General features: G+C 44.4%; 17 protein-coding genes and 1 pseudogene. 11 read left to right on the top strand and 7 right to left on the bottom strand.

Annotated elements, in window-relative coordinates:
- Positions 1–2: 2 nt before the first annotated feature.
- A complete protein-coding gene (locus DXD68_RS15910; protein ID WP_122354901.1) occupies positions 3–686 on the bottom strand; it encodes a queuosine precursor transporter in 684 nt (227 codons plus the stop codon).
- Between the two features lie 99 nt (positions 687–785).
- A complete protein-coding gene (locus tag DXD68_RS15905; protein WP_122362522.1) occupies positions 786–1,454 on the bottom strand; it encodes a DUF2490 domain-containing protein in 669 nt (222 codons plus the stop codon).
- Positions 1,455–1,546: 92 nt separating this feature from the next.
- Between DXD68_RS15905 and DXD68_RS15900 the strand changes: the two genes are divergently transcribed.
- On the top strand, positions 1,547–2,218 hold the full coding sequence (locus tag DXD68_RS15900; RefSeq protein WP_122362521.1) for an SGNH/GDSL hydrolase family protein: 672 nt from the start codon (positions 1,547–1,549) through the stop codon (positions 2,216–2,218).
- Positions 2,219–2,440: 222 nt separating this feature from the next.
- Positions 2,441–2,995: a GNAT family N-acetyltransferase gene (locus DXD68_RS15895; protein WP_122362520.1), complete on the top strand. Its 555-nt coding sequence runs from the start codon at positions 2,441–2,443 to the stop codon at positions 2,993–2,995.
- A gap of 98 nt (positions 2,996–3,093) precedes the next feature.
- Here the strand turns inward: DXD68_RS15895 and DXD68_RS15890 are convergent, their stop codons facing one another.
- Together DXD68_RS15890 and DXD68_RS15885 are read right to left on the bottom strand one after the other, a co-directional pair.
- Positions 3,094–3,855, bottom strand: a complete 762-nt coding sequence (locus tag DXD68_RS15890) for an exodeoxyribonuclease III (RefSeq protein WP_122354893.1) — start codon at positions 3,853–3,855, stop codon at positions 3,094–3,096.
- Positions 3,856–3,972: 117 nt separating this feature from the next.
- Positions 3,973–4,347, bottom strand: a complete 375-nt coding sequence (locus tag DXD68_RS15885) for a DUF4956 domain-containing protein (protein WP_317127525.1) — start codon at positions 4,345–4,347, stop codon at positions 3,973–3,975.
- 412 nt (positions 4,348–4,759) lie between these two features.
- On the opposite strand from DXD68_RS15885, the gene DXD68_RS24135 reads away from it, so the two are divergent.
- Positions 4,760–4,912 carry a hypothetical protein gene (locus DXD68_RS24135; protein ID WP_158585901.1) on the top strand — a complete coding sequence of 51 codons (153 nt, stop codon included), beginning with the start codon at positions 4,760–4,762 and terminating at the stop codon, positions 4,910–4,912.
- An 85-nt stretch (positions 4,913–4,997) separates the two neighbouring features.
- Entirely contained in the window at positions 4,998–5,648 is a 651-nt protein-coding gene (locus tag DXD68_RS15880) for a LuxR C-terminal-related transcriptional regulator (RefSeq protein ID WP_122362518.1), read from the top strand.
- Between the two features lie 105 nt (positions 5,649–5,753).
- Here the strand turns inward: DXD68_RS15880 and DXD68_RS15875 are convergent, their stop codons facing one another.
- Positions 5,754–6,194: a MarR family winged helix-turn-helix transcriptional regulator gene (locus DXD68_RS15875; RefSeq protein WP_122362517.1), complete on the bottom strand. Its 441-nt coding sequence runs from the start codon at positions 6,192–6,194 to the stop codon at positions 5,754–5,756.
- 406 nt (positions 6,195–6,600) lie between these two features.
- Positions 6,601–7,548, bottom strand: a complete 948-nt coding sequence (gene cysK, locus DXD68_RS15870; RefSeq protein ID WP_122362516.1) for a cysteine synthase A — start codon at positions 7,546–7,548, stop codon at positions 6,601–6,603.
- A gap of 150 nt (positions 7,549–7,698) precedes the next feature.
- Between cysK and DXD68_RS15865 the strand changes: the two genes are divergently transcribed.
- The 7 genes and pseudogenes from DXD68_RS15865 (at position 7,699) to DXD68_RS15835 (ending at position 21,098) form a co-directional block, all read left to right on the top strand.
- Positions 7,699–8,241 carry an RNA polymerase sigma-70 factor gene (locus tag DXD68_RS15865; RefSeq protein ID WP_075559945.1) on the top strand — a complete coding sequence of 181 codons (543 nt, stop codon included), beginning with the start codon at positions 7,699–7,701 and terminating at the stop codon, positions 8,239–8,241.
- 98 nt (positions 8,242–8,339) lie between these two features.
- Complete coding sequence (locus tag DXD68_RS15860; protein ID WP_122362515.1) at positions 8,340–9,317, top strand: FecR family protein; 978 nt, start codon at positions 8,340–8,342, stop codon at positions 9,315–9,317.
- 227 nt (positions 9,318–9,544) lie between these two features.
- Positions 9,545–12,856 (top strand): annotated as a pseudogene (locus DXD68_RS15855) (TonB-dependent receptor).
- Between the two features lie 39 nt (positions 12,857–12,895).
- On the top strand, positions 12,896–14,503 hold the full coding sequence (locus tag DXD68_RS15850) for a RagB/SusD family nutrient uptake outer membrane protein (protein WP_122362704.1): 1,608 nt from the start codon (positions 12,896–12,898) through the stop codon (positions 14,501–14,503).
- Positions 14,504–14,607: 104 nt separating this feature from the next.
- Positions 14,608–17,520 (top strand): glycoside hydrolase family 2 TIM barrel-domain containing protein, encoded by a 2,913-nt coding sequence (locus DXD68_RS15845; RefSeq protein ID WP_122362514.1) that lies wholly within the window; start codon positions 14,608–14,610, stop codon positions 17,518–17,520.
- A gap of 205 nt (positions 17,521–17,725) precedes the next feature.
- Positions 17,726–19,375 carry a glycoside hydrolase family protein gene (locus DXD68_RS15840; protein WP_122362513.1) on the top strand — a complete coding sequence of 550 codons (1,650 nt, stop codon included), beginning with the start codon at positions 17,726–17,728 and terminating at the stop codon, positions 19,373–19,375.
- Positions 19,376–19,520: 145 nt separating this feature from the next.
- Complete coding sequence (locus tag DXD68_RS15835) at positions 19,521–21,098, top strand: glycoside hydrolase 43 family protein (protein ID WP_122362512.1); 1,578 nt, start codon at positions 19,521–19,523, stop codon at positions 21,096–21,098.
- Between the two features lie 145 nt (positions 21,099–21,243).
- Here DXD68_RS15835 and DXD68_RS15830 read toward each other — a convergent pair whose 3' ends face one another.
- Positions 21,244–21,807: an RNA polymerase sigma-70 factor gene (locus DXD68_RS15830; RefSeq protein WP_122362511.1), complete on the bottom strand. Its 564-nt coding sequence runs from the start codon at positions 21,805–21,807 to the stop codon at positions 21,244–21,246.
- Positions 21,808–21,836 lie beyond the last annotated feature (29 nt).

The raw sequence follows: 21,836 nt of genomic DNA, 5'->3' as shown, positions 1-21,836 counted from the left end.
AATTATATATCCTTCACTTTTAATATATTATAGGACGTTCCTATATCATACACATCGTTGCCGTCTACTTTCTTTATGTATTTCACAACACGGACGGTTACCGGCAGGATTATCACTTCGTACAAAGACTTCAGGACTGCCTGTGTTCCGATCATGATCAGTAGTTCCTTAGCCGGTATCAGTCCGGCGAAAGCTATCGGGAAAAAGATCATCGAATCAGCACTTTCGCCGACTAAGGTCGAGACGATTGCCCGTACGGAAAAGTGTTTCCCGTTCGACGCAATTTTCATTTTACTCATAACGTATGCATTCAGGAAAGAACCGACCAGGAAAGCGATCAGGCTGGCAATGGCTATGCGCGGCGCCATCCCGAAGACGAAATTAAATCCTTCTTCGCCTTCCCAAAAAGGGGCGGCAGGCAACATAACAGCCAGTTGGGCGAATCCGATAACCAGGAAATTGGATGCGAACCCGCTCCAGATGATCAAACGTGCTTTCTTGAATCCCCATACTTCGGCTATACAGTCGTTGATAATATAGGAAATAGGGAATACAATCAGTCCGGCAGTGGCGGTGATGCCGAATACCTGTACGACTTTTGTCTCTAAAAGATTGGAAGCTACCAGGCATATATTAAAAAGAATACCCAGCAGCATGAACGGGATTGTGACAGTTGTTCTCTGCATAATTCTTGTTTTTTACGAGGTTTATCAAGCACTCGGGAAAGCACGGGCTTTCCGTATCATGTCTTTTTATTTATTCAGGTTGCAAAGATAGTTATTTTTTTAGAATCTGTGCGAATAGGTCAGCCCTATTGCTTGTTTGTAGTTGACAGGATCATATACATTAAATATATGGTAACGATAATATAGCTGTAACGTATTTTGCTTATTGATCTTATAATCGCTTCCGGTAGAGAAGCGGATACGCTCTGTGTACATATTCCCTTGGTGGCCGGTGTTATTGAACAATTCTCCGTAAACGAAAGGGGAGAAGCCTGTTTTACCGATTTTGTATGAAACGGTCAACATAGTCCTGAGATAATTTTTAGGATGTTGGCCACCCGTCTTAAAAGTACTTTGAAATCTTTCCCGTAAAGAGAAAGAAAGGTTGCCGATCGGATAAGATGCCGAAGCATACACATAATAACGATTGCGTAATTCTTCCGAAACTTTATACTGGCAAAGCAGCATATAGGCCACTCCGGCTTTTACATACGGATTGAATGTATAGTTGACTTCCCCTGTAGTCAGAAACCATTCTGCTTGCTTGAAATTGGATTTAGGGCGGATGTCTTCTTCAAATAAAAAGGAAAACTTATGATAAATCTTTCCCGACAAACTGACCTTAAATGCCATACCGGCTCCGTCTATTGCATATAAGGAAGAATGAAACAGAAGTATCCAAAAAGTAGACAGAATAAAGAAACGATTTCTTCTGAAATAGTTTTTCATGAGAATATGACGTGTTTTTGATTTAGATTCTTTGCAAAGATAAAGATAAAAGCGTTATTTTTGTTTCTTCTGGAACTTAATAAAATCATATTATGAAGAACATTAAGAAATGTTTTATGCTGGCAGTATGTATATTCACTGCATCGTCTCTTTTCGGCCAGCAGAAAGATTGGGCACAGTTTGGTCGTTACGCAGAGGCTAACAAGACAGTGAAAACTCCCTCCAAAGTAGTTTTCATGGGAAACTCGATTACAGATGGGTGGTGGTCGACCGATTCGTTATTCTTTAAGACAAATGGCTTTATAGGCAGAGGCATCAGCGGGCAGACAACGGCAGAAATGCTGGTCAGATTCCGTGCAGATGTAATCAACCTGAAACCTAAGGCTGTCGTGATCCTGGCCGGTACGAATGATATCGCGCAGAATAACGGATATATAGCAATGGAGAATATCCTCGGAAATATAATCTCTATGGTTGAGTTGGCAAAGGCTAATAATATAGATGCGATCCTTTGTTCCGTATTACCCGCATACGAATTCGGATGGCGTAAAGGCTTGGAACCTGCCGGTAAGATTATCGAACTGAATAAAATGATCAAGGCTTATGCCGACCGTAACAAGCTGACTTATATCGATTATCATTCCCGACTGGCTGATGAAAGGGGAGGATTGCCCGAGAAATATTCAAAGGACGGTGTACATCCCACTTTGGATGGATATAAAATAATGGAAGAAATACTTCTTCCGGCACTGAAACGTTATTGACCGGATTATTTTATTATATTTGCTCCCGAATTATAAAAACAGTTTTTTGAAAACACTACATTCTACATCTATAAGTGCGTAATAACAGCCTATAACTCTTTATAGGCTGGCCACTTTTCTTTTTCGGATATATATCTTTATCCGAACTTTATTTTTATTTCCTTTTTTGTACGAATAAAGTGTTCCCATAAGGGAGCATAATAACCATTAATATAAATAATCATGAATTTGAATGACGTACATGTCAGGAAGGCTACTTCCGACGATTTCAGTGACGTAATGAACGTCGAACGGCTTGCTTTCGGCGAGGAAGACGAAGCTCGACTGGTGAAGGATCTGCTTGCAGATGCGAGTGCCGAACCATTTGTTTCGCTACTTGCCTGTTACCAGGGGGAAGCCATAGGGCATATTCTTTTCACCAAGGCCTTACTGGAGGGATCCAATCCTTCTCCTTCTGTGTATATCCTGGCTCCATTGGCTGTAAAACCAGCATATCAGAAGCAAGGAATTGGCGGTTTATTGATCCGCGAAGGGCATCGGATATTGAAGGAGATGGGTGTGGAGTTGGTATTTGTTCTGGGGCATAAAGAATATTATCCCCGTCACGGATTTAAAGGAAAGGCAGAAGAGGCCGGTTATCCGCCTCCTTATCCGATCGAAAGTATCTATGCAGACTGTTGGATGTATCAGTTCCTCATCCCGGAAACGAAAGATTTCCCCAAAGGGAAAGTTAAATGTGCCGAAGCGTTGGATAAGCCGGAGTATTGGCGGGAGTAGGTTTAAGTAGATATATCAAAACAAATAAACCGGACGCAGATATCTTAGAATTCTGCGTCCGGTAAATATCGTCTTTTGATACAATTTCTTCTTGTCTTTTATTTGATTTCCAACACCGCCGGGCAATGATCCGAGTGTATGGCATCGTTCAATATGTAGGCTTCTTTCAGTAACGGCTTTACCGGTTCGCTCACCATGCAGTAGTCGATACGCCAGCCTTTATTGTTTTTGCGCGCATTGAAGCGGTAGCTCCACCAGGTATATTGCTGCTTGTCGGGATTCAGGAAACGGAACGTGTCGATAAATCCGGCATCGAGAAACCGTGTCATCCATTCGCGTTCTTCAGGAAGGAAACCACTATTGGTCGCATTCCGTACAGGATCATGGATATCTATCGGTTCATGGCAGATATTATAGTCGCCGCAAAGGATCAGTTGCTTGCGTGTTTTCTGTAATTCCACTACATAGTTCCGGAAATCTTCCAGCCATTCCATCTTAAACGCCTGACGTTCATCGCCGCTGGTTCCTGAAGGGTGGTAGACGCTTACGACAGAGATATCGCCGTAATCTGCACGGATAAAGCGTCCTTCATTATCGTATTTCTCTATTCCCATGCCGGTTTCCACATGATCGGGTTCCTGCTTGGTCAGGATGGCGACACCGCTGTATCCTTTCTTTTGTGCACTGAATAAATAGGCTTTATAGCCCAGAGCCTCGAATGCTTCTGCCGGAAACTGGTCCGGTTGCAGTTTGGTTTCCTGCAGGCAAAGTACATCCGGTTGCTGCTCACCGAGCCATTCGGGCAATCCCTTTCCAACGGCTGCACGCAGACCGTTTACATTGTATGTGATGATCTTCATATGAACTGTTTGTTTGTCCGTTTTTATATGAATTCAAAGATACGATTTAACGTTTGGATCTGCTAATATTTGTTTGATAATTCTGTAAGATGCCTTATATCTACAGATAAATAATATCTATTTCCCGAGGAAGCGGGTTACTGTATCGACCGAATTGATCTCCCTCACTTCGGATTCATAATATACCTTGATGAGTGCCGCATCGTGCAGGAAATCGATATGCCCGATCTCAATCTTTTGTATATTCAGTCCGGTACGGTGGCGGAGGTCTGCTATCAGCTCTTCGCGTTTTTCCGGAACGATCAGCTGGATTTTATCATACAGGATCAGTTTGCAGGATACATGTTTTAGCCAGCGTTCGCTTTCCAGCAGCCAGGTGACAAGAATAAAGATACAGTTTGTCACAATCAGTTCGACATAACTGATCTGTGCAGACAAGGCATTGATAACGGATAGGGCGATAATGATGAAGAGATACGTCATTTCGCGGATAGGGACTGATGCTTTTATTGATAGGAAAAAATAATCAGTGAAGTGAGGATTTTATCCCATGAAAATATTTTTTGAGATATAAGTAGGAGAGAAAGATTCATTAGTAGAAAAATGCGAGCTATTTATTTTAGAGAACACAAATGACATAGATTCCCTAAAAACTCATTTAAAACGAACCCTCACTTCGTTTAAAACGAGATTTTTTTCGTTTTAAATGAGCTTACAGTCCGTTTAAAACAAGTTTTCACTCGTTTTAAACGAGATTTGGGCTCTCTAGTTGGCTATATTGTGTAAAGCAATTGATAATAAGTTAATTAACAACGATTCGGTATAAGAATTGGGCTATCCTATTTCCGTGCTTGATATGGGAACAAATTGGCATATTGGCTCATTATTGATAATAAATGAAATAATGCGATATAAAATTTATTTCATTGATAAAAAGCTCCCGTTTACAGATTCTTTTTTTACCGTTAGTTCGATGGTCACAACTGTCGGCTCTTATTCCAGCGGACCGGGCGGTGGAGGGAATATCGGTGGTGGCGGAAGACCGGGCGGATGGTAAAAAAAGCTCATTTTGTATACTTCGTATGTAAATGAATCATACATTTGTACAATGATATTGAACATGCTTTATCCCTAATCAGCTGATGCGAACACTGATCATAGCCGACAATCAGGATATTACGAAAGCCGGTATCTTATATCTCACTGATAGGATACCGGACTTCCCGCTTGTGACTGAAGCTGCCGATAAACAGGAACTGCTTCAGCTTCTGCAACGATATCCGCAGGCTGTCGTACTGCTCGACTATACGCTTTTCGACCTGGCAGGTGCCGACGAACTGCTTATCATACAGGAACGTTTCAAGCAAGTATCCTGGATACTTTTCAGCGACGAACTGAGCGAGGATTTCATCCGCCGGATACTTTTCAGCAGCGAAGCATTCAGCATCGTTTTGAAAGATGCTTCATCGGATGAGATACGGGCTGCCTTGCAATCGGCTCTGCGTTCCGAGCGCTTCATCTGCCAGCAAATTCACCACCTGCTTTCGAATAAGAATCTCATTCGCGAACCCAAAGAGCATCCTGTACTGACCTCTACCGAAAAAGAGATATTAAAAGCCATCGCCCTGGGAAAAACGACCAAAGAGATTGCCTCTGAACGTTTCTCCAGCATCCACACCATCACCACCCACCGAAAGAATATCTTCCGTAAACTGGAAGTCAATAATGTGCACGAAGCGACCAAGTATGCGTTGCGTGCCGGGATTGTCGATACGACGGAGTATTATATTTGAATCTACTTTTCCATCCCCAAATGGAATAACTCGTCGGGTGAAAGCATGTAAGCCTGTTGGGAATAAGTCGCAACAGGCTTACAAATAAACAGTAACAATAATAAACTATACCTTATCAAATATCTCATTCAGTTTTTTTAAATGCTTTATGCAGGCTTCCATGTGGCGGGTGTTCATCTGTTCACCTACCAGGGTGTACATGTCTTTCAGGATGGATTTTACCTTATCCGCCACGGTTATTCCTTCGGGGGTGAGGAAGATGAGTTTGTTGCGTCGGTCGCTGGTGTCTTCCCGGCGTACGACCCATCCTTTTTTCTCCAGGTTGTTGATCAGATTGGTAAGGCATGCTTTATCCTTCGCTGTCTTTTCCGCCAGTGTCTGTTGGCTGACTCCCTGTTCTTTCCACAGGCAGTGCATGACCTGTAGCATTTCGAAGGTCATATCGACATTGTTGCTTTTCAGCAGTCGTTGTATCGTTTGCCGGAATGTCATCCGGGTCTTTAAAATTAATAAGTTTAGTTCGTGGGCTGTTTCACTATCCGTCATACTTGCTGTTTTTGGGGACAAAGATATGGATTTCTTTGATGTTAGTTTAATGTTTGACTAATATGTTTTTTAAACACAGATGGATAAAGCAGATGAAATGGATAGTATATAAAATGGATGGAGTGTCTGAGAGTCCTGTAAGGACGTTTCAAAATAGCCCAAGGTTTTAACCTTGGGTATAAGTAAGTTAAGTGTATTTTTTAAGTCCTGTAAGGACGCCACAAGAAGATATATATCCTTGTGACGCCCTTACAGGGCTAGAGGGGGGAGAGTATGATTATTATTACCCAGGGTTAAAACCCTGAGCTAATTTGGGGTCAGGCTTACAGCCTTCAAGACAATGACGCAAACAAGATAAATAGTAAGCTTATTGCCACCTCTATTGACATCTCCATTAGCACATTACTTATAGCGGATATTCCTCAAATGCATACAAGACCGTTGACAGATACCGTTCTCCTGTATCGGGTAATAAAGCCACGATTGTCTTGCCCGCATTCTCTGGCAGTTCAGCCAGCTTCAACGCTGCATATACTGCTGCGCCGGAAGAGATTCCGACGAGTAAGCCTTCCGTCTGTGCCAACTCACGGCTGGTACGGATTGCATCGTCATTTTCTACCTGTATGATTTCATCTACAAACTTGCCATTATATGTTTTAGGGACGAAGCCGGCACCGATACCCTGTATCTTGTGCGCACCGGGTTTTCCTCCCGAAAGCACCGGCGAGTCGCTGGGTTCTACGGCAACGATCTTAACATTCGGGTTATGTGCTTTCAACCCTTCTCCGACACCACTGACCGTACCGCCTGTGCCTACGCCGGCAACGAAGATGTCGACTTTACCATCCGTATCCCGCCAAATTTCCTGCGCCGTTGTCTTTACGTGCACGGCTGGGTTTGCCGGATTTTCGAATTGTTGAAGGATAACAGATCCCGGCGTTTCATCACGCAAGGCTTCCGCTTTGGCAATAGCACCTTTCATACCTTCTGCTCCGGAGGTAAGGACAAGGTGTGCACCGAGCGCTTTCAGCAGGTTACGGCGTTCCAGGCTCATCGTCTCCGGCATGGTAAGTACCAGTTTGTATCCTTTAGCAGCTGAGACAAAGGCCAGGCCGACACCCGTATTGCCACTGGTCGGTTCGATAATGGTGGCTCCCGGTTTCAGGATACCTTTTTCTTCGGCGTCTTCAATCATTGCCAGGGCGATGCGGTCTTTCACACTGCCTGCCGGGTTGAAGTATTCCAGCTTTCCGATCAGTTTAGCTTTTAAACCTTTGCTTGCATTGAAATTGGAGAACTCTAACAAGGGAGTATTACCCACTAAGTCAGTTAGTTTTTGTGCTACGTTTGCCATATTCTTTTTAATTTTAGTTGTTCTTTATTTATACAACAAAGATAAGCATTGAATTGGTTGCCGGACATACCATAAAGAGGGTATATTTTATTTTTGTTTATTAACGATAAAAATAATTCTCTTATCTTTGTACTATTCTGAATGAAACAGATGGAAGAAAACGAACTTATTTTATTACTAAAACAGAGTAGCAAGGAGGCTTTCACGACTTTATATAAAAAGTACTGGAAGCAGGTGTACAATTTCAGCCGGCTTTACCTGACGAGTCAGAGTGTAGCGGAAGAAGTTGTACAGGAGGTTTTTATAAAGGTATGGGAATCGCGCGACTTCCTGCGTGAGGAGGAGAATTTCAAAGGATTATTATTCATTATCACCCGTAATCTTATCTTTAATATCCATCGAAAGAATGTAAATGAAGATTTCTATAAAATAACCGTCCTTTCCGCTATGGAAAGTTCGTATGATATAGAAGAAGAGATAGAAGCAAAGAACCTGAGCGAATATATCGATCTATTGATTGCCGAGTTGCCGCCACGTCGCCGTGAAATCTTTAATCTGAGCAGAAAAGAGAATAAAGCTTATAAGGAAATAGCGCTTTTATTGAATATATCGGAGAAGACCGTTGAGAATCAAATAAGCGAGGCACTCAAATATCTTAGGAAGAATATCGTTTTACTATCTCTGTTCGTATAAGACAAAACCATCCCCCTTTTTATTTTCTGAAAAAAGTTGTGACCGGATAGGGGGAACCTATCTGTTCGGGTGTATTTATTATAAAGCGAGTAATAGAGATGGATCAGAAGGATACAAAACATATATTGAAAAAACTGATGCAGGATGCATTGGCGGAGGAAGAGCAGGCTGCCCTGAACGATCGGAAGACCGTGAAGCGGCAAATGTTCAGCCAATGGGAGAATGCACCTGACGCTGTCAGCTCCGATCACGCCGACGGTAGACAGATATGGTACCATATCTGTCAGAGACTCTACTCCAGAGTCTCTGACAGAAGATATTTATATTATAAAATTTACAGTATAGCAGCTTCCTTGCTGTTATTGCTGGCAGCGGGAAGCATGGCTTTCTATATAGCCGGCAATAAAAAAGAAGTTGCAATGTATATCGTAACTTCCGGTATTCAGAATATGCAGTCGGTTTCTTTGCCCGATGGTACGTTTGTACAGCTGGGCCCCGGTAGCCGGTTGACTTATCCCGCCGACTTTACCGGAGAAACCCGCGAAATACAGTTAAACGGACAGGCTTTCTTTGATATCTACAGAAATCCCGCCAAGCCATTCATCGTACATACTTCTAATATGCAGATCGAGGCGCTGGGTACGGCCTTCGAAATTTTCGATTATGAAATAGAGAATAAATCGGAAACTGTTTTATTGAACGGTAGCGTCAAAATCAATTTAAATCATCCGAAAGGAGATATGAAGGACTTTATCCTCTCACCGGATGAAAAGATCGTACATGATAGATGGGCCGACTCGACTTACATCCAGCCTGTCGATGCCGATAAATATACCGCCTGGCGCAAGCAGAAAATACTCAGCTTTGAGAATGAAAAACTATCGATGATCATTCCGCGCCTTGAACAATGGTACGGGCGCAAGGTCATGTGCCAGCAGGATCTGGCAGATAAATACCGTTTTACATTCAAAGTGAGGGACGAATCGCTGGAACGTATCTTATTTATAATGGGAGAATCTTCTCCGCTTGGATATCAGAAGACCACTAATGGAAATTTTGTAATAAAGCTCAAATAATTAATAACTTAAATTTATAGCCTATGGACAAATAGAGGGGTTAACCTAAAAAAATTGGAAGATACCTGCAAGTACCTTCCAATCCGTGAGTTTTCGAAAAATGCATGTCACAAAGGAGTCGAAGCCAAGGACTTGCATTTAGTATTCATCAAAAACAATACAAAGTTATGAAAAAAAACAATGACAGGGATTGTTGTGTCCCGTTATTTAGAAAAACAATTCGTATTATGAAGATCACAACCTTATTTTCACTTGGTGTGGCCTGTTGTATTTCTGCCTCTACCTACGCGCAGAACTACAAAGTGTCGATCAACAAAAAGAACAGTAGTATCATTGAAATCCTGAAGGATATCGAGAAGAACAGTGAGTTCTCGTTTTTCTTTAACGACAATAATGTAAACGTCAACAGGAAAGCTAGTGTGAAAGCCAAGAACGCCTCTTTGGAAGAGGTGCTTGAGCAAGTATTCGAGAATACCGGATATAATTATCAGATCATAGACCGTCAGGTACTGGTAAAAGCAGACAATTCGGTGAAAGCGATGAATGGTGTTGCCGGTGTGGCACAGCAGAACAAGATGGTAAGCGGTGTCGTTACTGATGCCAGTGGAGACCCTATTATCGGAGCGAACGTCATTATCAAAGGAACTACGACCGGTAGTATCACCGACATCGACGGCAAATTTATGCTGGAAGCCAAAAACGGTGATGTGATCCAAGTTTCTTTCATCGGTTATCTGACGCAGGAAGTTCCTTACAGCGGACAAGCTACATTATCGGTTAATCTGGTGGAAGATACACAGAAACTGGAAGAAATTGTCGTTGTAGGTTACGGTGTACAGAAGAAAGTCAATATGTCGGGAGCCGTTGCAACAGTCGACAGCAAAGTATTGGAAAGCCGTCCCGTGCAGAACGTATCATCAGCCCTTCAGGGTATCATGCCCGGTGTGATGGTAACCTCCGGACAAGGACGTCCGGGACAGGACCAGGCAACGATCCGTGTGCGTGGTGTCGGTACATTGAATACCGCCGACCCGTATATCCTGGTGGACGGTGTCGAAACCGGTACGATGAACTCGGTCGATCCGAACGATATCGAAAGTATCTCCGTATTGAAGGATGCTGCTTCGGCTGCCATCTACGGATCGAAAGCCTCTAACGGGGTTATCCTGATCACGACAAAACGGGGTAAGACCGGTAAGCCGCGTATCTCTTATAACGGTTATGTAGGTGTTCAGAAAGCGACTGAAACGATCGACCGCATGAGCTCTTACGATTATGCCCGTCTTTACAATCAATCCTTGATTAACGAAGGCCTGAACCCGCGTTTCACAGATGCAGAGATCAATTTGTTCCAAAGCGGAACAGATCCTGATTATCCGAATACGGACTGGTATGACGAAGCATATCAAACAGGTGTTCAGCACTCTCATAACGTGAGCATAACAGGTGGTACGGAAACAGCCAAGTACATGGGCTCTGTCGGTTACCTGCATCAGACGGGTATCCTGCCGCATGCCGAACGGCAGTAGTTCAACGGTCGTACCAATATGGATATGAAGCTCAATTCGCGCCTGAATGTACGCCTCAATTTGGCTTATATCAAGAATGACTATACCGATCCGAACTCATCCTATGCGAGCGGTAGTTCCGACCAAATTATCCGTCAGTTGAACCGTATCGCTCCGTGGATCGTGAATCGTTACGATGATGGCACATACGGCACTATCTCCGATGGTAACCCGATTGCCTGGCTGGATGCAGATCAGACGGTCGACCGTAAGAATCAGAACTTCTCCGGAACGTTGGCTGCCGATTATAAGATTATCGACGGACTGGTTGCCACGCTGACAGGCTCGTATGTGAATAACCAGCAGTATTATAAGGCTTTCCAAAAGTTTATCCAGTATAACCCGAACAAAGCGACGGAGCCGAACAAGCTGAACGAAGAGTTTCGCGGCTGGCATCGTGCCTCTTTCGACGCTTTATTGAATTACGACAAACAGTTCGGTAAACATGGCTTGAAAGCAATGGCCGGATGGCATACTGAAAAGTACGACTATACGGAACATAAGATGGAACGTAAGAACTTCCCGACCAACGATCTGACCGACATGAATGCCGGTGATGCAGCTACTCAGAAGAATGAAGGTTTCTCACGCGAGCTGGCTATGATCTCCTGGTTCGGACGTATCAACTACGACTTTATGGGTAAATATATCCTGGAAGCCAATATCCGTGCAGACGCTTCTTCCCGCTTTGCCGACGGTAATCGTTGGGGCTATTTCCCCTCTTTCTCCGGTGCATGGCGTATCAGTGAAGAAGGTTTTATGGAAAACACGAAAGATTGGTTGAACAACCTGAAAGTTCGTGCTTCATGGGGTAAACTGGGTAACCAGGATGCATTGACGGATTATTATCCCTGGATGAATACCTATAATCTGGATGCAAAGTATCCGTTGGGCGGCTCTCTGCAATCGGGTTATTATCAGAAGTCTTATAAATTGTCTACCATCACCTGGGAAAAAGCACGTACATGGGGGCTAGGTCTAGATGCAACGATCAATAACAAGATCAACTTCACGATCGATTACTACGACCGCAAGACGACCGGTATCATTATGGACGTTCCTGTTCCGCAGGAATTTGGTTTGGAAGCCTATAAAGACAACGTAGGCGAAATGGTCAATAAAGGTATCGAAATCGTATTGAGCTACAATAATAAATGGGGTGACTGGTCATTCGGTGCAACCGGTAACTTTGCCTATAACAAGAACGAAGTATTGAACCTGGGAGGAGTGACTGACATGGTAGACCCGAATAATGAAAACAAACTTCGCCGTGTAGGTGAGCGTCTGAACTCTTACCGCGTCTATAAAGCCGACGGTTTCTTCCAATCGGATGACGCAGCTCAGGCCTGGATGGATAAGTATTCAAAACAGGACGGTTATCCGTTCGGTACCCGCAAGTTTAAAGCCGGTGATTTGATTTACCACGATACGAATAATGATGGTAAGATAACTGCCGACGACCGTATCCTGGGCGGATCGACAGACCCTTCCGTTACATTCGGTTTGAGTTTGAATGCCGGTTATAAAGGTTTCGACCTTTCCATGATGTTTGCCGGTGCCGCCGGTGTACACCGTTTGATTAACCAGGAAGTGACCGGTTACTTCAATGGCGACGACTCTCACCCTGCAACCGTATGGCTGGATGCCTGGACGCCGGATAATATGGATGCGAAAATGCCTCGTATCGCATATTCCACTACCTCTCCCAGCTTATCGTCAAATGTAATGTCGACTTTCTGGTTACAGAATTCAAGTTACCTGCGTCTGAAGAACCTTCAGTTCGGTTATACGATTCCGAAGAATATCCTGAAATCGGCCGGTATCGAGAACCTGCGCGTGTATTATTCTGTGGAAAACCTGTTTACGATCCATAACATGCTTGTCAGCGTTGATCCGGAAATCTCCAGCGAACGTGCTTCCAGCTTCCCGCTGACTCAGACACATGCTTTCGGTGTGAATATAACATTCTAATAGGAACGATTAGTTATGAATAAAATAAAAGAATATAACATGAAACGCTTATTTATATATATGCTGGCCGGAATGACATTGGCCGGAACGTCCTGTTCAGACTTTTTGGATACAGTACCCAAGGATGCACTCTCGCCCGCCACTACCTGGCAGACGGAAGCCGATGCAGAAAAGTTCCTGATCGGCTGTTACGACGGTTGGGGCGATGAGACCGGTATCATGTATTGGGACTGCGGTTCCGATTTCGGTTTCAACTACCATATCCATGAAAACTGGAAAAACATCGGTAACGGCAGTATGACAGCCAGTAACCAGGTGGCAGATTATTACGGCTTCTCATTGATCCGTCGTTGTAACGATTTTCTGAAGAACATCGAACCTCTTGAATTTGCCGATGCCGGTAAGAAGAGTAATATGATCGGCCAGGTAAAAACGATCCGTGCTTTCCAATATTTCTTGAAGAACTGGTGGTATGGCGGTGTGCCTATCATCGAGTCGTATGAGACAGCCGAGGAAGCTAAAGTAGCCCGCAATACGGAAGAAGAAGTAAAGAAATTTATTTACGACGAAATCGATGCGGCCATTCCTCTGTTAAACGATGCACCTGCGGCAAGAGGTTATATCGCCAAAGGAACAGCTATGGCTCTCAAGATGCGTTCGGCCTTGTATTATGGTGACTATCAGCGTGCGAAAGAGGCGGCAAAGGCGATTATGGACTTGGGACAATATGAATTGGATCCTGACTATAACAATCTTTTCACCGTAGCAGGACAAGGTTCGAAAGAAATTATCGCGGCCTTCCAGCGTGACGAGAACCTGTATGATAACTGGATGATCGGAACAATGTATAACAATGCAGACGGCGGTTGGTCGTCGATGGTTCCGACTCAAAACCTGGTAGATGCCTACGAAATGAGTAACGGTTTGACCAAGGAAGAAGCCGGAAGCGGTTACGACGCTACCCATCCGTATGCAAATCGTGACCCGCGTATGGCCATGACCGTTCTTTTTCCCGGTATGGATTGGGAAGGCGGTATCCTAAATACACTGGATGCTACGATCGACGGAAGTAAAAACCCGAATAACCCGGACGACGCCGATAATGCTTCCAAGACAGGATTAACCTGGGGAAAATATCTGTTGGATAAGTCACAATATGCTGATATGTGGGCTACGAATGCCTCCGTAATTATCTTCCGGTATGCCGAAGTATTACTAAGTTATGCCGAAGCGGAAAACGAATTGAATGGCCCGTCTGCCGAAATATACGGTATGTTGGATCAGGTTCGTAACCGTGTCGGTATGCCGGCAGTAGACCGTGGTAAATATGCTACGCAAGCAAAATTGCGTGAATTGATCCGCCGCGAGCGTTCTTCTGAACTGGCAGGTGAAGGTCTTCGCCGTGCCGATATCCTGCGTTGGAAAGACGATAGTGGTAAAATGTTGGCCGAAACTCTGATGAACGGCCCGTTGACCCGCGTAACAGGAACTGTGAATGCGAGCGAATCGAATCCTTTCATGCGTGCAACGATATCCGGAACTGCTCTGATCGAAAACCGTTCGTTTGCCGTTCATAACCGTTATCTACCTATCAAGCAGGATTACCTGGATAAGAATCCAAATCTGAAACAGAATACTGGCTATTAATTAGGTATTAACAACTATATTTGGATTAAGTAGAGGGATATATTGGATTATTTCTGATATATCCCTTCTTTTGTATCGAAAATGTATCGAAAAGACTTGAAGACATGAAATACATAAACATACTCTATTCCCTTTTCCTGCTTGCCGGTCTGCTTTCGGGATATGGCTGTAGCTCTGCCTCTTCCGGCCGTCAGGTATTGGATATGAACACTGACTGGGCTTTCTTCCGGGGCGATGTAAATGACGGCAGCAGGATGGATTTGGATGATTCCGGCTGGATGCCTGTCGTCCTGCCGCATATCATGCAACTGGAAACAAAGCATTGCGGAGGAAACTCAATATATGACGGTGTCGGTTGGTATCGCCGTTATTTTAAGCTCCCGGAAACAGATAAGGATAAACGAATCGTTGTTTCTTTTGAGGGAGTTATGACAAACTGTGATGTTTATTTGAATGGAAAAAAGATAACGGAACATCATGGCGGTTATATGGGATTTGTGGCTGATCTGACGGATCATGTCGACTGGAACGGTAATAATGTACTGGCAGTCCGTGTTTCTGCTGAACATGATCCGCTGACTCCTCCGGGAAAGCCGCAGGATAAGATGGACTTCTATTATTATAGCGGTATATACCGGGATGTCAGGATGGTTATTACCGATAAAATATATATAACCGATCCTTTGCAGGTAGAGATAGTTGCCGGTGGCGGCCAGTTCATCACTTTTCCGGAGGTGACGAAAGAAAGGGCAAGAGTCCATGTCTCCACACATATCCGTAATCAATCGGATAAGAATGAAACGTTGACCTTATTCTCTCAGTTAAAAGATTCTACGGGGTATGTGGTTGCCGAAGTGAAGACTCCGGTCGATTTGCAGCAGCAGTCGGACGAAACAGTAGCGCAGGATTTGATTGTCGACAATCCCGCCTTATGGCATCCTTACACGCCCCATCTTTATACCTTGCAGACACAAATCCTATCCGGTGAAAAAGTACTGGATGAGACAGAGGAAAAAGTCGGTATCCGTACAATCCGTTACACAGCGGAGGAGGGGTTCTTTATCAATGGAGAAAAACTGTATATGCGCGGAGCCAACCGTCACCAGGCTTTTGCCAATGTCGGTGATGCCGCTTCCAATTCGATGCAGGTACGGGATGCGATCGACCTGAAGCAGGGGGGCTACAATGCCGTCCGTGCCGCCCATTATCCGAGTGATCCGGCTTTTTTGGATGCCTGCGATAAGTATGGTCTGTTGGTTGTCGAATGTATTCCCGGCTGGCAGTTTTATAATCCCGATTCCACGTTTATCAAACGGCTTTATGATGTTGGACGCCGGATGATTCGCCGGGATCGGAATCACCCTTCCGTCGTACTTTGGGAAACGGCGCTGAATGAATCCCGTTATCCGGTCTCATTGGCAAAAGAAATCCAGGAACTGTCCCATGCGGAATATCCGGGTGACCAGATGTACACAGCTGGCGATTACTTCGGGCATGCCGATATGGAACCTTATTACGATGTCTTTTACAAACAGGTATCCAAATTCCCGAAGGATGGCGATGTGATGAGTAATTATCCCGAAGACTTCATCGTGGTCAAACCCTTGTTTACCCGCGAGTGGGGAGACGGTGTAGGAGAGAAGCCCCGTGTCAGTCTGAAAGAGAATGAAGAAGAACAGATGCGTCAGTGTCGCAGCCGTATCGAACAGTTGAATGGCAAAGGGTATTTCGACTGGTGCATGCTGGATGCCAATCCGCATATGGGAGGGCATTTTGTATGGAGTTACAACGATTATGCACGTGGAAGCCAGGATGAAACGATGTACAGCGGTGTGGTCGACATCAACCGTTATCCGAAGTTCAGTTATTTCATGTTGCAGAGTATGCGCGACAAGTCTGTCTCCCAGCCGGGATTGTACGATGGGCCGATGGTCTTTATCGCTTCCTATAATGCATCTGCCGGTTTTACCTCTTCTACAACAGATATTACGGTCTTCTCCAATTGCGATGAAGTAAAATTATACCGTAACGATCAATTAATCGGAAAACAGACACGCGAGGAAAGGACACCGCTGTATCGTCCGGTCGTTGAAAAAGGAGGCAGCCCCGTATTCATCTTCAATGCCGGAGAATATGAAGCCGGGACATTGAAAGCGGAAGCCCTTGTGGATGGAAAAGTAGTGGCTACACATCATGTGACGACACCCGAACAGCCGGATCATCTGGTAGTAGATATCAAAACGAATGGTATTATTCCCGTGGCAGACGGTTCAGATATGATCCCTGTCTATTTTAAGGTTTGCGATAAGAATGGCACTTTAGTCTACAACTCCCGGCAGGAGATCCGGATACAGGTATCGGGAGAAGGTACACTGATCGGAGATACGATCAGCCGTATCGGTATCAATCCGCAAAAAGTCGAAGGCGGTATCGGTTTTGCCTTTATACGTACGACGAAAAAGGCCGGTAAGATCGTTGTGGAAGTTACCGCGGACGGTTTATCAGCCGGTAGGGCAGAGGTTATGACGGAACCTTTCCGTAACTCTTATTTGCCGGATGGAGAACATGCGGCATTCAAAGGACAGGAAGAAGATAATGTAGTCGTGAAGCCCTCTTCCTGGCAGAAGCGTATATTGGAAAGACCCCGCCTGAAGATCGCTTCCGTCCAGGTAGGCAGCAGTCAGAGCGGGTATCCGTCCTCGAATATCATAGATAATGATGATCACACCTGGTGGATCGCAGGCGAAGATAAACTTCCGCAGGTAATCACGCTGACGTTGGATCGTCCGGGCTATGTGGCAGCCAGCCGTATTCTTTTCCAGAAAGACAGCTCTTCCTATAAGCACAAAGTAGAGACGTCGCAGGATGGCGAACGCTGGGAACTTTTGTATGAACGGGAATGTACAGGCTGGGAGTTCAAACCGATGACTGTCGACCGTGAAATAAAATATCTTCGTCTGACAATAGAAAATGTCTCCGAAGGACGTGCCGGTTTGGGAGAAATTTCTCTTTATTAGTAATGGTAACCGGCTGGCACTACTGTATCAGCCGGTTACCATTACTATGTCAAGCGACCGGTTTAACCATATCACCTCCATAGCTTTATAGTGCCGGACTATCAGAACTACGCAAACCTTTGCGTAGTTTTTTTTCATATAACCGGCTGTATCCAATCTGTAAATGTTATACATTTGAAGCATTAAAAGCTTAATTATTAATACTATGAAACTCTATTCTTTATTATTGTGTACCTCTGTCGCTTTCTGTATCGGAACGCAGAGTATGACTGCACAGATCACAGAAAGGCCGCGTCCCGCTGAGTGGGATAATCTTGTCGAAGGTGCCCGGTTCATAGACCGTTTTCTTCCTATGCCTGCCGGAAAACTGAGCTCCGATGTATGGGGAGCCAAAGAAGTTGTTCCGCGCTATGTGGATAACGGGATTGAAGACAATGTCCGTTCCTATTGGGGAGGAAATATCCTGAAAGATGAGGATAATAAATACCATCTGTATGTTTGCGGTTGGCCGGAAAATTCTCCGAAAGGACATATGTTCTGGCCCAACTCGACGGTCTATCATGCCGTATGCGATAATTCTATCGGCCCGTTCATAATCAAAGATACCATCGGTTCGGGACATAACCCGGAGGCTTTCCGCCTGAAAGACGGACGTGTGGTCGTTTATGTTATCGACGGCTATTACCTGGCGGACGACCTGAACGGTCCGTGGACCCGTAAGAAGTTTGACTTCGACAACCGCGACCGCCGCATTATCGAGGGCCTTTCAAATCTGACATTCGCACAGCGTGAGGACGGCTCTTACCTGATGGTATGCCGTGGAGGTGGCGTATGGATCAGCCAAACCGGACTTTCCCCTTACAATCAGATTACGGACAAACGGGTATATCCTCCGGTAAAAGGAGAATTTGAAGACCCTGTCGTTTGGCGAGATCATGTCCAGTATCACCTGATCGTAAATGACTGGTTGGGACGTATCGCCTTCTATCTCCGTTCAAAAGACGGCGTGAACTGGGTAACCGATCCGGGAGAGGCTTATCTGCCGGGTGTTTCCGTGCATGAGGACGGAAAGGTGGAAAACTGGTTCAAGTATGAGCGTATCAAGATTTTACAGGATGAATACGGTCGTGCTATCCAGGCTAATTTTGCCGTGATTGATACATTGAAAAATGAAGACCTTCCGAATGACAATCATAGCTCCAAGAATATAAGTATCCCGTTGAATCCGGGTCTGCTGCTGACCGTTCTCGATACTCAGCCTGTTACGGATAAAACAAAAGCGATCCGTGTAAAGATTGCTGCCGAGAAAGGATTTAACCCGCAGACGGATATCGATCTCAATTCCTTGCGTTTCGGTGCATCTACAGAGGTCAATTATGGCAGAGGCTGTAAAGTTCAAAGTACGGAGAATGACGGGAAAGACCTGATTGTTACTTTCGATGCAAAAGGTAACGGCATAACTGCCGAAGAGTTCGCCCCTAAATTAATAGGAAAAACGACTTCCGGTAAATTGCTCTACGGATATGCCCGTCTGCCTTGGATCAGCTATAACGATCCGATTCTTTCTGCCCGGATGCCGGTATTTGCATCAGACAGCCCGGATATAAGTGTCGTGGTAGAGAATTTCGGACAGATAGCTTCTGCACCTGCTGTTCTGACACTGGAGCAACTGCAGGATGGCAACAGGAAAGCAATAGGACAAGCTGAATTAACATCTCTGGCTCCTTATGGCAAAACAAATGTGACACTAACCAACAAAATAAAGTTTGAGAAAGGAAAAACATACGATTTTGTCCTGACCATCCGTACGTCGGATAACGTTGTATCCACTTACAGTTTTCAGACAACCTTATAGATTAGGTAAACGAGCCTGTTGATGCTTCTCTCTGTTCCCAAACGATTATTATATAGAGGTACGTCTTTTTATATTATCTTTGTGCATCTGATTCATCGTGAAAAGTATTTCAATTCAGGACAATGTTTAATATATAAATAGGAAGATGAATAAAGGAAAATTCTTACTCTTAATCGGTATGCTGTTAACCGCATGCTGTCTGAAAGCCCAGGTTTGGGTTGCCGATAACGGCGACGGAACCTATCGTAACCCGATCATACATGCCGATTACTCTGATCCGGATGTGATCCGTGTCGGTGATGATTATTATATGGTCGCATCCAGTTTTACCTGTGCACCCGGTATTCCGGTCCTGCATTCCAGAGATTTGGTGAACTGGAAGATCATCAACCATGTTTATCCGCGTCTGCCTTTAGATCGTTATGATTATCCGGCACACGGACAAGGGTCATGGGCTCCGGCAATCCGCTATCACGACGGAAAGTATTATGTCTATTTTTGCACTCCGCAGGAGGGTTTGTTCGCTGCCTATACGACCGATCCTGCTAAAGAATGGACCTTGAAGCATGTTTTGCATGTGTCGCAGTGGGAGGACCCTTGTCCTTTGTGGGATGAAGACGGAAAGGCTTATTTGGTGAGAAGCAAGCTCTGTGGTGGTCCGGTCTATCTGCACCGTATGTCGGAAGATGGTTTGAGCATCCTCGATAACGGGAAGATCATCTATTGGGACGAAAAAGAAAATCCGGTGCTCGAAGGATTGAAGACGATGAAGAGGAATGGCTGGTATTATATCCTGGCTCCGGCGGGCGGTGTTTCGACTGGCTGGCAAACAGTACTGCGTTCAAGGAATATCGAAGGACCGTATGAATCGAAGAAAGTTTTGCAGGAAGGCAACGGCATAAACGGACCTCACCAGGGAGGTTTTGTCGATACACAGACCGGTGAATGGTGGTTCATCCATTTTCAGGACAAAGGGGTGTATGGCCGTATTGTCCATCTTCAACCCGGTGACTGGAAAAACGACTGGCCTGTTATGGGTATAGATGAAAAAGGGGAAGGATGCGGGTTGCCTGTACTGTCTCACAAAAAGCCGAATGTCGGTAAAACATATCCGGTCGAATCGCCACAGACTTCCGATGAATTCAACGACAGCAAACTGGGTTTACAGTGGCAATGGCAGGCCGCAGGTCAGTCTAAATGGTATTCCCTGACCGCTTCGGAAGGGGCATTGAGATTGTATGCCGTTTCATCTCCGACAGAAGACGGGAATCTTTATTATTCCGGGAATCTGTTACTTCAGAAATTACCTGCTCCGGAGTTTACTTCGACGGTGAAGATGAATGTCAGTCATTTGCAGGAAGGCGAAAGGGCTGGTCTGGTCATGATGGGAAATAATTACTCTTATCTGTCTGTACAGCAAAAAGGCGGAAAGAAACAAATTGTCCTTAGCGAGGGAAAGGGAGAGAATTGTGGTTATATCCCTCATGAAATAAAGAATGCCGACTGTCCATCGAATGATGTTTGGCTGCAGGTAAAGGTCTATCCAGATGCGACTTGCCGGTATTCTTACAGCATGGACGGTATGCATTTTACGACATTGGATGACCGTTTCGAAATATCGAAAGGACAGTGGATCGGCGCTAAAGTCGGACTTTTCTGCATTAACCCGGACGTAACAGACGGCAAAGGCTTTGTCGATGTCGACTACTTTAAAGTCTTTTGAAAGAATATGGGATAATTCTTTTCTAAAAATAGGGTGGGTTCGTTTAAAACGAGGTGTAAATTCGTTTAAAACGGACCCTCACTTCGTTTAAAACGAGAAAAAACTCCTTTTAAACGAGATTTCGGTTCATTTAAAGGGAAATTTGTTAATACCTTTTCTTCAGATAAGCATGTATTTTCTTATAAGCCGTTGCAATATGAGCTTCTACTGTCTTTTGTGATATATTCAGTAAAGTGGCGATTTCTTTTTGCTTGAGTTTGTCGGAAAGGAACAATCTGAATACTTCCCTGCATTTTTCCGGCAAGGAGTTGATTGCTTTCTGTATCAGTTCCTGTTGCTCCTGGTCCAGTAAAACAGATTCTGGATTGGTATTGTCTGCTATCAACTCTATATTATATAAGTCTAAGGGTGAACACTCTGGAGTATTAGATCTTCTTATATAATGTAGAGCCTGGTTTTTGGTAGAAATGTAGAGATAACTTTCTATATTTTCTATTTCATGGAGTGTTTCTTTTCTATTCCAAATCGTGTAAAAAACATCAGATACAACTTCTTCAGCTGATTCTTTGGAGGATAGATAGTAGATAGCCACATGGTATAATCTGAGATAATACATATCAAAAAGTTGGCGAAAGGCTTTTTCGTCTCCTTGAATGATATTGAAAATCAGATCATCTTTTTTATTGTTTAGTGGAGTCCTTATCCTCATGTCACAACATATCACTGATAAATAATTAT

The organism is Parabacteroides sp. TM07-1AC, from assembly GCF_003480915.1.
GTDB lineage: Bacteria > Bacteroidota > Bacteroidia > Bacteroidales > Tannerellaceae > Parabacteroides > Parabacteroides chongii.
Note: the sequence above shows the minus strand (reverse complement) of the source record. Positions and strands in the feature narration are given on the sequence as shown.

What these genes read in the sequence shown, in the direction of transcription:
- DXD68_RS15910 (WP_122354901.1), bottom strand. Translation starts at nt 686, where the DNA reads ATGCAGAGAACAACTGTCACAATCCCGTTCATGCTGCTGGGTATTCTT.
- DXD68_RS15905 (WP_122362522.1), bottom strand. Translation starts at nt 1,454, where the DNA reads ATGAAAAACTATTTCAGAAGAAATCGTTTCTTTATTCTGTCTACTTTT.
- DXD68_RS15900 (WP_122362521.1), top strand. Translation starts at nt 1,547, where the DNA reads ATGAAGAACATTAAGAAATGTTTTATGCTGGCAGTATGTATATTCACT.
- DXD68_RS15895 (WP_122362520.1), top strand. Translation starts at nt 2,441, where the DNA reads ATGAATTTGAATGACGTACATGTCAGGAAGGCTACTTCCGACGATTTC.
- DXD68_RS15890 (WP_122354893.1), bottom strand. Translation starts at nt 3,855, where the DNA reads ATGAAGATCATCACATACAATGTAAACGGTCTGCGTGCAGCCGTTGGA.
- DXD68_RS24135 (WP_158585901.1), top strand. Translation starts at nt 4,760, where the DNA reads ATGCGATATAAAATTTATTTCATTGATAAAAAGCTCCCGTTTACAGAT.
- DXD68_RS15880 (WP_122362518.1), top strand. Translation starts at nt 4,998, where the DNA reads ATGCGAACACTGATCATAGCCGACAATCAGGATATTACGAAAGCCGGT.
- DXD68_RS15875 (WP_122362517.1), bottom strand. Translation starts at nt 6,194, where the DNA reads ATGACGGATAGTGAAACAGCCCACGAACTAAACTTATTAATTTTAAAG.
- cysK (WP_122362516.1), bottom strand. Translation starts at nt 7,548, where the DNA reads ATGGCAAACGTAGCACAAAAACTAACTGACTTAGTGGGTAATACTCCC.
- DXD68_RS15865 (WP_075559945.1), top strand. Translation starts at nt 7,699, where the DNA reads ATGGAAGAAAACGAACTTATTTTATTACTAAAACAGAGTAGCAAGGAG.
- DXD68_RS15860 (WP_122362515.1), top strand. Translation starts at nt 8,340, where the DNA reads ATGGATCAGAAGGATACAAAACATATATTGAAAAAACTGATGCAGGAT.
- DXD68_RS15850 (WP_122362704.1), top strand. Translation starts at nt 12,896, where the DNA reads ATGAAACGCTTATTTATATATATGCTGGCCGGAATGACATTGGCCGGA.
- DXD68_RS15845 (WP_122362514.1), top strand. Translation starts at nt 14,608, where the DNA reads ATGAAATACATAAACATACTCTATTCCCTTTTCCTGCTTGCCGGTCTG.
- DXD68_RS15840 (WP_122362513.1), top strand. Translation starts at nt 17,726, where the DNA reads ATGAAACTCTATTCTTTATTATTGTGTACCTCTGTCGCTTTCTGTATC.
- DXD68_RS15835 (WP_122362512.1), top strand. Translation starts at nt 19,521, where the DNA reads ATGAATAAAGGAAAATTCTTACTCTTAATCGGTATGCTGTTAACCGCA.
- DXD68_RS15830 (WP_122362511.1), bottom strand. Translation starts at nt 21,807, where the DNA reads ATGAGGATAAGGACTCCACTAAACAATAAAAAAGATGATCTGATTTTC.